We start from the raw sequence: 13,939 nt of genomic DNA on the forward strand, positions 1-13,939 counted from the left end.
GGGATATTAATTACTGCCTCCCCTGTTGCATCTAGCGTTACTGGAGAACCTAACACCCCGGTATAATCTACGATATCCCCTGGGCTACCTTGTATTGTGAATGTTGCTGTGCCTCCAGAACAGGTCGTCGTATTACTGGTTAATGTTACCGTTGGCGTAGCACTTATTATAACATCTATACTATCGTTATCTATAAAAGTGGATCCGTCACAATTGGTATATTCCACCTCCACGGTAAAAGTTTCATTTGTAGTTGGGCAAACATTAATAGTTGGTGTATTAGCGATTGGACTATTAGTTCCATCAAACCAAGTTACCGTATAGTTTGGTGTTCCGTTAGGAGTGAAACGCCAAGCTTCATTTGTTCCAACCCAATTACTTGTATTTCTACCTGGAGGAAAAAAAGCATCGGTTCCTGCATCATTTTGTATACCAACAACAGCATTTCCATTAAGCCAAAAACAGGTTGGTTTTTCTTCTATATATATATCAATAGTATTTGTTCCTTCGTATAAAACTATCATTTGAGTTGACAATTCTGTAGCACACCCAAATTGAGGGACATTATAATAGGACGCAACAAATCTCCTGCATGGGGCAGCTCCTTGTATTTCCCAAGCAATTTCATGAGAACCACCACTAGCAGAAGGGTCCATATCATGACCAGCTCCAAAAATATTAGCTTCCCCTAAAGCTGAATTAGAATTATTTGGTAATGTATCTGCAAAAATATATTCATTTCCTGAATTTGCTAACGTTGTTTCAAAACTCAAGACACCATTAACTCCGACTAATATATTATTATATTGATTCCCATAAAAACAAAACTCAAAACCTAATGGTATGATATCTGACCAAACATCATCAGAAAATAAGAACAATTGATTTGTTAACCCAGAAAAAGAAGACGGAGGAGCATAAGGTATGGAGGAAACTGCATAAGATGTGGTTTCTCCTGTCTCTAAAAAAGTAGCTGTTAAATCTGCACACCCAGTTGTACAATCCAAATTTATTTGAGTAGGACCTGCATCTACATTAGAACAACCTGGTCCTTGAGCTACTACAAAACGAGTAACAAACAAACAAATAATAAACAAAAATCTCTTCATGAAAAGCACTTAACTTTTTTTATCTAATCGTAAAAACCAAATTTATCTCGCAAAATACTTAACTTAAAGCAATTAGCAGGAAAAGTTATAAAAAAATAAGAAAAAAATCGAAATCAATTATAAATTAATTCTACTTCAATTCAAACTAAAACAAATGGGAATTACTTATCTTTGTAAATTATAATTATTATTTTTTTGATGAAACTGGACAGCAAGATAGACGAATTAAACGCTATAGGAGACAACCATATTGGTACATCTATAAATACACCGATGCGTGAAGATGCTTTTACTCTTACAAATGAAGAGAAAATAGATCTTATTAAAGAAGATGTTAGACATATTATGGAAACATTAGGTCTAGATTTAAAAGACGACAGCCTTAAAGGTACTCCAAATAGAGTAGCAAAAATGTTTGTAAAAGAAATTTTTAGTGGTTTAGACCCTAAAAATAAGCCTAGCGCTTCAACTTTTGATAACAAATATAAATATGGAGAAATGCTTGTGGAAAAAAACATCACTGTTTATTCTACTTGCGAACATCATTTATTACCAATTGTTGGAAGAGCACATGTTGCATATATATCTAACGGAACTGTTGTTGGTTTATCAAAAATGAATCGTATTGTCGATTATTATTCCAATAGACCACAAGTACAAGAGCGTTTAACGATTCAAATTGTAAAAGAATTACAAGAAGTATTAAATACAGAGGATGTTGCCTGTGTTATAGACGCTAAACATTTATGTGTTAATTCTAGAGGAATAAAAGATGTAGATTCTAGCACTGTAACCAGTGAATTTGGTGGTAAATTCAAGGAAAAAGATACACGTAGAGAATTTTTAGATTATATTAAATTAGATACTACTTTTTAGTAGTTAAAGTAAACGGCCTACTTTATGCAAACTTCACAAAAGCAAAACATAGAAATATACAATTCCCTTTCTGGTAAAAAAGAAAAATTCACACCTATAACAGAAGGATATGTTGGCATGTACGTTTGTGGACCAACGGTTTACAGTAATGTACATTTAGGGAATGTTAGAACTTTTATGTCTTTTGATATGATTTTTCGCTACCTCCTACATATAGGCTATAAAGTACGCTATGTTAGAAATATTACAGATGCTGGGCATTTAGAAAATGATGCAGATGTTGGAGAAGATAAAATCACCAAAAAAGCAAGATTAGAAGCTATTGAACCAATGGAAATTGTACAGCGTTATACTGTAGATTTTCATAATGTACTTAATACATTTAATTTTCTTCCTCCAAGTATTGAACCTACTGCAACGGGTCATATTATAGAGCAAATAGAACTGATACAAACTATTATTGATAATGGTTTTGGTTATGAAGTGAATGGTTCTGTGTATTTTGATGTACATAAATACAATCAAACTAACGACTATGGCATTTTAAGCAAACGTAAACTAGAAGATTTAATTCACAATACACGTGAATTAGATGGGCAAAGCGATAAAAAAAATCCGCAAGATTTTGCCCTTTGGAAAAAAGCAGAACCAACACATATTATGCGTTGGCCTTCACCTTGGAGTGATGGTTTTCCTGGTTGGCATCTTGAATGTACAGCAATGAGCACCAAATATCTTGGCGAATATTTTGATATTCATGGAGGTGGAATGGATTTAAAATTTCCACATCACGAATGTGAAATTGCTCAAAATAAAGCAGCTAAAGGAAAAGACCCTGTAAAATATTGGATGCACGCCAATATGCTAGAACTTAATGGTGCACGAATGAGTAAATCGACAGGAAATTACATTAATCCTTCCGAATTACTTACAGGAAAAAACAATATTATGTCTAAAGCATACAGCCCAAGTGTGGTTCGATTTTTTATGATGCAAGCTTCTTACAGAAGTGTTTTAGACCTTACAGACAACGGTTTATTAGCAAGCGAAAAAGGCTTTAATCGTTTAATGGAAGCTGTCAATGGATTAGAAACACTAACACCTTCTAAAGAAAGTTCTAAAAATACCAAAGAAACTTTAGCTATTTTAAAAAGCAAGTTTTATGAAGCAATGAATGACGACTTCAATACACCAATATTAATTTCTTGGTTATTTGAAGGTGTAACAATCATCAACAAAATAAAATCTGTTAACGAAACGATTTCCAAAGATGATTTAAAAGATTTCACAGCATTAATACATACTTTTGTTTTTGATATTTTAGGTTTAGAAAACAATTCAGCATCCAATACAGGAACAGACAAACTTTCTGGTGCTGTAGATCTTTTAATAAAACTAAGACAAGAAGCAAGAGCAAATAAAGACTTTGCCATGTCTGATAAAATTAGAGACGAATTAGCTGCAGTTGGTATTAATTTAAAAGATGGTAAAGAAGGCACCACTTTTTCGACTAATTAACGAATAAAGAGCATTTTATTAATTTTGCTCCTCACCTATTGGTTATGAAAAAGATACTTATCGCACCTTTCTTATTCCTTATCAAAGTATATCAAACATTAATTTCACCGTTAACACCTTCAACGTGTAGGTTTCAACCAACTTGTTCGCATTACACAAAAGAAGCGTTAGAAAAACATGGTTTTTTTAAAGGTGGAAAACTAGCAGTAAAACGAATTTTTAGTTGTCACCCTTGGGGAGGCTCAGGTTATGATCCAGTTCCAGAAAAGCTTTCTGAAAAATAACATTTCATTAAGTCCGGTTTCTTTTTAATCCATTTGCAATTGTCTATATTTACGTTTTCAAAATAAAATCTATGCATTTTTTAATATTCGATTGGAATCCGTTAACAGGAATTGACATTATTGGTAATTTTAAATTACACTTTTATAGTGTAATGTGGATTATTGCATTCCTTTTAGGATTGCAAATCATGAAACGTATTTTTAAAAGAGATCAAATTAAACCAGAATATTTAGACCCTCTTTTTTTATATACCATAATAGCCACTATGCTTGGTGCTCGATTAGGTCATGTAATATTTTACCAATCGGAACTTATATCGCAAGACTTTTTTAGCATATTTTTACCTTTCCGTTTTGTGCCAAAATTTGAATTCACTGGTTTTCAAGGATTAGCGAGTCATGGAGCAGCAATAGGAATTATTATTGGAATGTATTTATATAGAAGAAAATATAAGTACAAATCATTAATGTGGATTTTAGACAGAGTTGTAATTCCTGTAGCAAGTGGCGCAGTATTTATTCGTTTAGGAAATTTTATTAATTCTGAAATTATAGGAAAAATCACAGATTCTCCTTTAGGTGTTCGCTTTATTCAACAAGAATATAACAAATATGAAGCGATGCAATTAACGGGTATGAAAACGCCCAAAGAAGCTTATGATGCCATTGCAAATAACCCACAATTTCAAAATTTATTAGATGCAATACCTTTAAGACATCCAGCACAATTGTATGAATCTTTTTGCTACATCTTTGTATTTTTAATTTTATGGTATTTCTATACTAAAACCAATAAAGACAAACAAACAGGTTTCTTATTTGGTTTATTTTTAGTATTACTTTGGACGATTCGTTTCTTCGTAGAGTTTGTAAAAGAAGCACAAGTAGATGATAGAGCTACTTGGGCTTTAAATACTGGGCAATGGTTAAGCATACCTTTTATTATAATTGGCCTATACTTTATGTTTGTTTATAAACCAAAAACTAAAGTAATTTAGATAAAACAATGTCACCTCGAGCATTACTAAAATAAAATATTTTTTTTATAGAAAGTAGTGAACGTAGTTTCTCGAGAGGTATTTAAAATTTACTATTTATAAAATAGGTCTCGACTACGCTCGACCAAACATTTATTATGAAATTCAGATTATTTACCAGTATTATTTTATGCTTCATCCTCTTTTTAAGCGCCTGCAAAGATGAAAAAAAAGACATAAAACCAATTGAAGTTTCCTTTACAAAAGAAGGAGATCTTACTATTTATAAAGCAGCAACAGACTCTATAGTTACAAGACTAAATATAGAAATTGCAGATACAGATTATGATGTACAAACTGGTTTAATGTATAGAAATACTATGAAAGAAAACCAAGCGATGTTATTTGCTTTCCCTACCATGCGTGAACGTTTTTTTTATATGAAAAACACTAGAATTCCATTAGATTTAATTTACTTAGATAACAACAAACACATTGTTAGTTTTCAAGAAAACGCTGTGCCTTTTGATGAAGCCTCTTTACCTTCACGAGTTCCTGCGCAATATGTTTTAGAAGTCAATGCAGGACTAGCTGAAAAATGGCTTTTAGAAGTTGGTGACCGAATAGAATATACAACGATCAATGAAAAATAATGTTCGTAGTATATTTTTAAAAACTACAACAGGACATGCTATTAATGTCACTATATTTTCACCTGAAAAGTCGAACAAAAAAAGTATAGTAATATCGTCGGCAACAGGAGTTTTACAGAAATTCTATTCTAAATTCGCCCTTCATTTTAGTACCTTAGGCTTTACTATTTATACTTTTGATTATTATGGTATTGGTGCTTCTAATACCGAGAGCTTAAAAAAAAACAAAGCCAATTTAAACACTTGGGCTTTAGATCAAGCTGCTGTTATAAAATTTGTTAAACAAAAACAACCACAAAACAAAGTAACACTAATAACGCATAGTATTGGCGGACAACTCATTGGTTTGAATCCAGAAATACACACAGTAGATTCTATAATAACTGTAGCATCACAAACTGGATATTGGAAATATTTTAAAGGCTTTCCTAAGTTTCGATTATTTGCGTTTTGGTACTTTATAATACCAATAGCAACTCCGTTATTTGGTTATTTTCCAGCTAAAAAACTAGGTTTATTTGAAAACTTACCAAAACAGGTTGTTTACCAATGGCGAAAATGGGGAATTCATCCTAAATATATGTATAGCCAGTTTAACGATTTAGAATTTAGTAAAATAACTAGTAATGTACTCGCTTTAAGTTTTCCTAGAGATAGCTTTGCATCTAAGGAATCTGTAGATTGGTTAGCATCTAAATTTAAAAACACAAATGTAGACCGAAGACACATTATTCCTGAAGAGTTACAAATTGAAGATGTACAACATTTTGGTTTTTTTAGAGAATATTTTAAAGATTCACTATGGCAAATCACTGAAAATTGGATAGTTACAAATTAAAATTTATTTCGTTTTAGATAAAATACGTAGTACTACGTATTTTTTTTGTGCTCATTTATGGCTACTTTTAAGATGCTAATTAATCTTAAATATTATGAAAAAATTAATCACATTGCTCGTATTACTATTTAGTGTACATTGTTTTAGTCAGGAATATCATATTGTAGATTATGTTGTAATTGGAACACAAGACAATAATGACTACCAAATACATGCTAAATTTAATGACAACGATTTTAACTTAAAAATAGCAAATAAAAACGCTCACGAAGAGAGCATAGGTATTCCATACAAAGTAGACGAAGCAGTTTTTAACAGAGCAATTATAAATTTAATTAAAGAAAAATTAGACACCACAGTTGTACACAGTGATCTATCAGATGAAGCTGCTAAAATTATATTAAATAAAATTTCAAACAAAAAGAAATCATTACGCAGTCTTACCGAAATTATAGATGGTGAACCTGCTCAATATTCGGGAAAAATAACTTTAAATCAAACCATACCTTTAAAACGTGTTGACACTTCTAAATGTAATGGTCAGACGCAAAATTTTCTTGAAGAAAACACTACTCCGAAATTACACATTGAAAAAGCATATATTAATTTCTTTAACAATAAAGCTTCTACTATAGTTTTAGAAGGTAGAGTTAACAATGATTCCACAGAAAAAGTTACTGTAGTAAACAACAACTTTAGTGTGCCAATTCGTTTTTTTAATAACTATGGCAGCAAAAATAAGTTTAAAACAAATAAAAATATTTGCTATGAACTGGAATACAATGATATATTTGATTTTGACTCTGATCAACACTTTAATTACTCTGTAGCTAATGATGAGTTACATTTTGACAAAGACAATTTAGAACAACAAGTAAGACAACGTCAATTTTTTGATTTTTTTACAGCAGTATTATATACAGATGTTATGGCCTTTGACAATAATAACAGTAATAGTCTAGTTAATGCACAAGCTAAATTACTTTTACCTTTAAACCAAAAGAACTCAACCATTGGAACTGCTAACTATACACTTTTTAGACAAATGATAGCAGAAGCTAACATTGCTCTTTACAATGGATCTAATGATACTTTTAGAACTATTGAAATCTCTAAAAACAGTACAGAAAATGGTAGCTTTAGTAATTTTGACTTATTAACCAAAAACAATATTAACGGAAGTCTTTCTGTAGATGTTTTATCGCATGAAGCCAAACGCTTTTTCTCTTATATTTCTTTAGGTTATCAAGGTGCTTTTTATAGGACTGCTCTTAAAACATCTATCATTAATTCTGGTGATGGTGACACCGCTAAAGACGATGAAAATATTTCGTCTTTAATATCTACCAGTCATGGTCCTTATTTAAATATAGAGATTAGACCACAAACCAATTTTGGTGCAGATGTTAGTCTAAGTTTAAATAATCTTTCTTATAGTGGCGCTAATAGCATAGGTGATATAAATATAAAAGAGACTATAGTGGATAATGGTGTTGAGCATTTTGGATTTCAATATAACGTAGTTAATATCAAGGCAGATTTTTATTGGTTAACGAATCCGAAAAAAGGAAAAAAAGGTGGTGTTTTTGCGCGATTAGGCGCTTATTATCATACGCAAAATTATCAAGTACATCCGCAGTTGATGGTTGGTTATGCTACTAATTTAACTTCTTTTGTAAACAAATTTAGTCCTAATAAGGAGGAAGATAAATAGTATTGCGTTAAGGATTGATGCGGCATCCTTTTGTTTTAGCAGCAAGAATATTTACTAGTATGGATTGCTATTTAAGGTATGAATATTTACAAGAAAACAATCCAGTAACAAAAGATATAGCGGAAAGCCTGACACTACGAAGTCTAAACGTAGTAGTGTAACGCCCAAATTAATAAAATAGAAGAAATAAAAAAACCTTTCTGCATAACACAGAAAGGTTTTTTAATATTTAAAAAAGGATTCGTTGCTTATGCTTCTAACGTTTCTTCTTCTTCTTTTTCTTTAATCTTTAAAGCATCTGTAGCTCCTGCTTTTTTAACAGAATCGTACATGATTGGTGTTGCAATAAACAATGAAGAATAGGTACCTACAATAACACCTACTATTAATGCAAACATAAATCCTCTAATAGAATCTCCACCAAAAATAAAGATTGCTAATAACACAACTAGTGTAGTTAAAGAGGTATTTAATGTTCTACTTAGTGTACTACTTAATGAGGCATTAATTACTTTATCAAAATCCCAAGCAGTATGCTCATTAAAGAACTCTCTAATTCTATCGAATACAACTACGGTATCATTTAAAGAGTAACCAATTACCGTTAATATTGCGGCAATAAATGCTTGGTCAATTTCCATTGTAAATGGCATGAACTTGTAAGTAAGTGAGAAAACACCTAATACAATTAATACATCATGAAATACTGCTGCTACTGCACCAAGTGAGAATTGCCATCTTTTAAAACGGAATAAGATATATAAGAATACTACGATTAAAGATCCTAAGATTGCCCAGAAAGATGCTTTCTTAATATCATCTGCAATAGATGGACTTACTTTATAAGACTCCATAACACCAATTTGTTTATTTTCATCGTTAAGATCTATAAATTGATCGTAACTAATGTTCGATAAATGTGGTTGTAATGCGTTGTATAATTTATGTCTTATTTCTTCATCTACTTCTGAAGAAGCTTCATTAATTTTATACTTAGTAGTAATTTTTACATCGTTACTTGTACCAATTAACTTCGCATCTGCACTACCAAATACATCTTCTGCAGAAAGCACTCCTGAAATTTCGGATGCACTAACTGGTTGCTCGAAACGAACTTGGTAGGTTCTTCCTCCAACAAAATCTACACCTTGATCTAATTTATTTGTAAATAATGATCCTAAACTTAAAAGAATAAATATTCCAGAAATAACATAAGCAATCTTACGTTTTTTCAAGAAGTCTATATTTATGTTTCTAAATAAGTTTCTTGTTAAACCTGTAGAGAATTCTAATTTCCCTCCTTTATTAGAATACCAATCTACTAGTAATCTTGTAATAAAGATTGCTGTAAATAATGAAGTTGCAATACCAATAATTAATGTCGTTGCAAAACCTTTAATTGGTCCTGTACCAAAAACAAATAATATTAATGCTGTTAAACCAGTTGTTACATTGGCATCTAAAATAGAAGAAAGTGCGTTTGCAAAACCATCTTTTATTGATGTAGCTTGGTCTTTACCTTTAGCTAGCTCTTCTCGAATACGCTCGAAAATAAGAACGTTTGCATCTACCGACATACCAATGGTTAATACAATACCTGCAATTCCAGGAAGCGTTAATACTGCTCCTAAACCAGAAAGAATACCAAATATTAATAAGATGTTTAATGCCATTGCAATATCTGCAAATAGACCTGCTTTACCATAGTAGAAAACCATCCATAAAAGCACTAATGCTAATGCTATTAAAAAGGACATTTTACCACTATCGATAGCTTCTTGACCTAAAGATGGACCAACTACATCACTTTGAATAATATCTGCTCTAGCAGGCAATTTACCAGCACGTAAAACGTTTGCTAAATCGGTTGCTTCATTTAATGTAAAGTTTCCTGATATTTGAGAATTTCCACCAGCAATCGCTCCTGTTGTTACTCCAGGTGCAGAATATACTACGTTATCTAAAACAATAGCTATTTGGCTTCTTTGTGTAAAAGCTCTTCCAGTCATTTCCTCCCAGATTTTAGCACCTTTACTATTCATTTGCATACTTACAAGAGGTTTTCCTAAAGGATCATAATCTTGTCTTGCATCTACAACTACACCACCACCTAATTCTGGTACGTTTTCTCTGTTAGCTATAAGTGCGTATAAGTCTACTAACTCACTATCTCCTTTTTGTTTCCCAAATGCAAACTTTACATAACGTTGTTCTGCAGGAAGTAAGTTTCTTACTTGTGGCATATTTAAATACTCACTAATAATTTCTCTATCTGCAATATTTACTAAAGCAATTGCTGCAGGATCTTGAGAACCGATTAATTTATCTAAAAGCGGATTTGCTACTACTGCTGTAGAATCTGGATCATCTCCTAAAAGATCTGCAATTTTATCTTCTTCTGAAGTGGTTTCTTTAACTTCTTCGGTGTTTACTTCTTTTGATTTTTCAATACTCTTAATGGTTTCATTAGCTTGTACTAGAAAGTTATTGAAAAGTGTTTTGTTGTACACATCCCAAAACTCTAATTGTGCTGTACTTTGTAATAATTTAGTAGCACGTTCTGCATCTTTAACTCCTGGTAACTCTACTAGAATACGTCCTGAGTTTCCTAAACGTTGGATATTAGGTGATGTAACACCAAACTCATCAATACGTTTACGTAATACTTCGAAAGCAGAAACAATAGACTCATCAATTTTTCTTGAAATTACCGGTTTTACTTCTTCATCCGTCATATTTCCATCAATTTCTCCATCTAAAGCTCTAGTATAGAAAATATCTGGCGAAGCTAATTTAGTATCTCCTTTTATAGCTTCAAAAGAAGTATAAAAATCTTCTAAATAGGTGCTTTGACTATCTTTTTGAAGTTCTGTTGCATCGTCTAATGCTTTATTAAAAATAGGATCTGTAGTATTGTTAGCTAATCCTTTTAATATGTCTTTTACAGAAACTTGTAATATTACGTTAACTCCACCTTTAAGGTCAAGTCCTAAGTTCATAGCATTTTCTTTTACCTCGTTATAGGTATATTTTGCTATTCCAATATTATAGACTTCTTGGTTCGATAATGAATCTAAATATCTGGTTTCTTTTACACTATCTCCATTTGCATAAGCAGCCGCATTGCTTTCAATACTACTGTTTTTAAATGTGAATGATAATTGGTAGATACTTACCAAACCAAACAATAGTGCAAATAATTTTACTAATCCTTTGTTTTGCATTTTAATGATTTTTTATGGTCCATTTTTTGAACGTGCAAATATATAGTTTACACGTAATTTTTTGACACTTTTTAATGTTTAAATAAAATTTTAGCTCGTTTACTCTTAAACACAAGTATGTCTTAAGAAGTTAATTAGCTAGTTTATGAAGTTTTGTTAGTATTTGGGCCTGCTCTAACTTCAGGTATTTTATACGAAGTATTATCTATTGCAATTGCAATATTTGTATTTACTTTATAGACAACTTGTAAGTATGTGTTTAGCTTATTTACCTCTATAGGGCAAGCTGAAAAATACACATTAGGATTAGAATAACGATCGCTTTCTAATCTAGGTTCGATAGCCACTTTACCATCAAAACCAGAATTAGCGTCCTTAGCATCCTGAATTTTATAAACATCTAGATTATAATTTTCATTGGTTGCTGGTTTTTCAGGATGTTTTTCTTGGTTTGAAGCATAGTCTATAGCTAGCTTTTTTTCTTTGGAAAGTTTACTTTTAATACTAACAACATCTGCATCACTATAATACGTGATTTTTAGTTGTCCGTTTTCAATTTTATGAATTTGAATATGGTTTACACCAAAATCTAACAATTGCTTTTTTACAATTGCAACGGTGTTTTCAATTTGATTAGAAGTGATAGTAGTGTCAGAAAACTGTAGTACTATTTTCTGATTTGGCAAAGCAGATTGTTCCTTACTAATATAACCTAGTAAGGTAAAAGCAATAACTAAAGTACAGATGTACCACTTTTTCATGCGCCAAATATAAAAAATAAAGACTGTATTTCTACAGTCTTTATATAAATATTAAATAAAACCTATCTGGTTTAAAACCAGACAGGTTGATAAATTACAATTCTAGCAACCCATTAGTTGCTTTAACACCTTCAGCTGATTCAGCTAATTTTGTTTTTTCCGCATCTGTTAAGCTTATTTCAACAATTTTTTCAATTCCATTAGCACCTAATACACAAGGAACACCAATAGATAAATCGCTTAACCCAAATTCTCCGTCTAATAAAGCAGAACAAGGAAAAATCTTTTTAGTATCGCAAGCAATTGCTTGTACCATTGCAGATACAGCTGCTCCTGGAGCGTACCAAGCAGAAGTACCTAATAAACCGGTAAGTGTTGCACCACCAACTTTAGTATCTTGTACTACTTGATCCATTCTTTCTTCCGATAAAAACTCAGAAACTTTTACACTATTTCTTGCAGCTTTACCTATTAATGGTACCATACCTTTATCGCTATGTCCACCAATCACCATTCCGTCCACATCAGAAATTGGAGCTCCTAATGCTTCTGCTAATCTGTATTTAAAACGAGCAGAATCTAAAGCGCCACCCATTCCTATAATTTTATTTTTTGCTAAACCTGTAGTTTTATGTACTAAGTAAGTCATTGTATCCATTGGGTTACTTACCACAATAATGATTGTATTTGGCGAATGTTCTATTAAGCTAGAAGATACCATTTTTACAATTCCTGCATTAATACCAATTAACTCTTCACGAGTCATACCTGGTTTTCTTGGAATACCTGAAGTAATTACACAAACATCAGATCCTGCTGTTTTAGAATAATCATTAGTACTTCCTGTTATTTTAGTGTCGAAATTATTTAATGATGCAGTTTGCATTAGATCCATTGCTTTACCTTCTGCAAAACCTTCTTTAATGTCTAAGATTACTACTTCGCTAGCAAAGTCTTTAATAGCAATATATTCTGCACAACTTGCACCTACTGCTCCTGCTCCTACTACTGTTACTTTCATTTTTTATATATTTTGTTTGTGTTGAATTTTATAACTGTAAAATTAATACTTTATATTGAATTTTACTATAAACCAAACCAGCTTTTACGTACTTGATATGGATAGCGTTCATAAATAGAGTTATCTTCGTACATAATATCATCATTTATAAAATCTTCTTTTGCTTCTTTAAACTTAAGCTCTGCTTTATCTCCCTCTCCTATCCTAGCTAAACATATTGCTTGATAAAATTTCACGTCGCTAAATTTTGGTTGCAGTAGTAATGCTTCATCGAATATTTTAATTGCTTCTTTGTAGTTATTTAATTCGTAATTCGCAATTCCTAAGTACATTAAATCGTTAAAATGAATCCACTCTTCGCCGTCTTCTTTAACGGATTGGGCGATACTTTTTTCAAAAAAAACTTTAGCCGTTTCAAATTCGTTTAATTGTAAATAACATAAGCCTAAATAAAAATAATAGGAATGATCCATGACATACGATTCTCCATTTAATTCTAAAGCCTTATTAAAATCTACAATGGCATCTTTATAATTTTTAGAAAATATACATTTCATAAAAGCCATATAATCTAACCATTTCACCGGATTTAATGCTGCTGCTTTTTCTAAGTATGGTAAGCCAAGTTCATCTTTATTTTCTTTATACAGAGGCATAGCTCTTTGTTGGTAGAGATACGCCATATTGGGATTTTTAATTATTGCAGAATCTAAAAATTTTCGTCTTGCTTCAGAGTTTAACCCAAATTGGTAGGATTCTTTTACTATCGCTGTTGCAATAGAATCGGATTTAAAATCGACTTTAACTTCTATTTCACTTTTTTGCTGTTCTTTATTATTACAATTAAAAAACAAAAGACATATAACTATAAAACCGCAATATTTTTTTTTTAAGTACAACATATATATTAGATTAAAAAAAAACCTGTAAGGTTGTGAAACTTTACAGGTTTAAATTATTAAAA

11 protein-coding genes and 1 pseudogene are annotated in these 13,939 nt (G+C 31.4%); 7 read left to right on the plus strand and 5 right to left on the minus strand.

The features are described from left to right. Nucleotides 1–1,109 (minus strand): annotated as a pseudogene (locus Q4512_RS14765) (hypothetical protein); the annotation flags it as partial. A 198-nt stretch (nucleotides 1,110–1,307) separates the two neighbouring features. Here Q4512_RS14765 and folE point away from each other — a divergent pair. From folE to Q4512_RS14800, 7 genes are all read left to right on the plus strand, one after another. Further along, a complete protein-coding gene (gene folE / locus Q4512_RS14770; RefSeq protein ID WP_303426017.1) occupies nucleotides 1,308–1,985 on the plus strand; it encodes a GTP cyclohydrolase I FolE in 678 nt (225 codons plus the stop codon). 24 nt (nucleotides 1,986–2,009) lie between these two features. Then, nucleotides 2,010–3,503 (plus strand): cysteine--tRNA ligase, encoded by a 1,494-nt coding sequence (cysS, locus tag Q4512_RS14775; RefSeq protein ID WP_303426019.1) that lies wholly within the window; start codon nucleotides 2,010–2,012, stop codon nucleotides 3,501–3,503. 44 nt (nucleotides 3,504–3,547) lie between these two features. Continuing rightward, entirely contained in the window at nucleotides 3,548–3,787 is a 240-nt protein-coding gene (gene yidD, locus Q4512_RS14780; protein WP_303426020.1) for a membrane protein insertion efficiency factor YidD, read from the plus strand. A 71-nt stretch (nucleotides 3,788–3,858) separates the two neighbouring features. After that, complete coding sequence (gene lgt, locus Q4512_RS14785) at nucleotides 3,859–4,785, plus strand: prolipoprotein diacylglyceryl transferase (RefSeq protein ID WP_303426021.1); 927 nt, start codon at nucleotides 3,859–3,861, stop codon at nucleotides 4,783–4,785. 137 nt (nucleotides 4,786–4,922) lie between these two features. Continuing rightward, the gene (locus tag Q4512_RS14790; protein WP_303426022.1) at nucleotides 4,923–5,417 is read left to right on the plus strand and encodes a DUF192 domain-containing protein; all 495 of its coding nucleotides are present in this window, start codon (nucleotides 4,923–4,925) and stop codon (nucleotides 5,415–5,417) included. Beyond that, nucleotides 5,407–6,255 carry a serine aminopeptidase domain-containing protein gene (locus Q4512_RS14795; RefSeq protein ID WP_303426023.1) on the plus strand — a complete coding sequence of 283 codons (849 nt, stop codon included), beginning with the start codon at nucleotides 5,407–5,409 and terminating at the stop codon, nucleotides 6,253–6,255. The genes Q4512_RS14790 and Q4512_RS14795 overlap by 11 nt, the downstream gene beginning before the upstream one ends. Before the next feature lie 94 nt (nucleotides 6,256–6,349). Beyond that, a complete protein-coding gene (locus Q4512_RS14800) occupies nucleotides 6,350–7,969 on the plus strand; it encodes a hypothetical protein (protein ID WP_303426024.1) in 1,620 nt (539 codons plus the stop codon). Nucleotides 7,970–8,217: 248 nt separating this feature from the next. Here Q4512_RS14800 and secDF read toward each other — a convergent pair whose 3' ends face one another. From secDF to Q4512_RS14820, 4 genes are all read right to left on the minus strand, one after another. Beyond that, the gene (gene secDF, locus Q4512_RS14805) at nucleotides 8,218–11,193 is read right to left on the minus strand and encodes a protein translocase subunit SecDF (protein ID WP_303426026.1); all 2,976 of its coding nucleotides are present in this window, start codon (nucleotides 11,191–11,193) and stop codon (nucleotides 8,218–8,220) included. Nucleotides 11,194–11,336: 143 nt separating this feature from the next. Beyond that, nucleotides 11,337–11,954, minus strand: a complete 618-nt coding sequence (locus Q4512_RS14810; protein ID WP_303426028.1) for a hypothetical protein — start codon at nucleotides 11,952–11,954, stop codon at nucleotides 11,337–11,339. 94 nt (nucleotides 11,955–12,048) lie between these two features. Then, nucleotides 12,049–12,975: a malate dehydrogenase gene (locus Q4512_RS14815; protein ID WP_303426030.1), complete on the minus strand. Its 927-nt coding sequence runs from the start codon at nucleotides 12,973–12,975 to the stop codon at nucleotides 12,049–12,051. 65 nt (nucleotides 12,976–13,040) lie between these two features. Beyond that, complete coding sequence (locus Q4512_RS14820; RefSeq protein WP_303426032.1) at nucleotides 13,041–13,877, minus strand: tetratricopeptide repeat protein; 837 nt, start codon at nucleotides 13,875–13,877, stop codon at nucleotides 13,041–13,043. Nucleotides 13,878–13,939 lie beyond the last annotated feature (62 nt).

The sequence above is a fragment of the Oceanihabitans sp. 2_MG-2023 genome, from assembly GCF_030547245.1.
In the GTDB taxonomy this organism is placed as follows: domain Bacteria; phylum Bacteroidota; class Bacteroidia; order Flavobacteriales; family Flavobacteriaceae; genus Oceanihabitans.

Coding starts and splice junctions, on each gene's coding strand:
- folE (WP_303426017.1), top strand. CDS start 1,308: ATGAAACTGGACAGCAAGATAGACGAATTAAACGCTATAGGAGACAAC.
- cysS (WP_303426019.1), top strand. CDS start 2,010: ATGCAAACTTCACAAAAGCAAAACATAGAAATATACAATTCCCTTTCT.
- yidD (WP_303426020.1), top strand. CDS start 3,548: ATGAAAAAGATACTTATCGCACCTTTCTTATTCCTTATCAAAGTATAT.
- lgt (WP_303426021.1), top strand. CDS start 3,859: ATGCATTTTTTAATATTCGATTGGAATCCGTTAACAGGAATTGACATT.
- Q4512_RS14790 (WP_303426022.1), top strand. CDS start 4,923: ATGAAATTCAGATTATTTACCAGTATTATTTTATGCTTCATCCTCTTT.
- Q4512_RS14795 (WP_303426023.1), top strand. CDS start 5,407: ATGAAAAATAATGTTCGTAGTATATTTTTAAAAACTACAACAGGACAT.
- Q4512_RS14800 (WP_303426024.1), top strand. CDS start 6,350: ATGAAAAAATTAATCACATTGCTCGTATTACTATTTAGTGTACATTGT.
- secDF (WP_303426026.1), bottom strand. CDS start 11,193: ATGCAAAACAAAGGATTAGTAAAATTATTTGCACTATTGTTTGGTTTG.
- Q4512_RS14810 (WP_303426028.1), bottom strand. CDS start 11,954: ATGAAAAAGTGGTACATCTGTACTTTAGTTATTGCTTTTACCTTACTA.
- Q4512_RS14815 (WP_303426030.1), bottom strand. CDS start 12,975: ATGAAAGTAACAGTAGTAGGAGCAGGAGCAGTAGGTGCAAGTTGTGCA.
- Q4512_RS14820 (WP_303426032.1), bottom strand. CDS start 13,877: ATGTTGTACTTAAAAAAAAAATATTGCGGTTTTATAGTTATATGTCTT.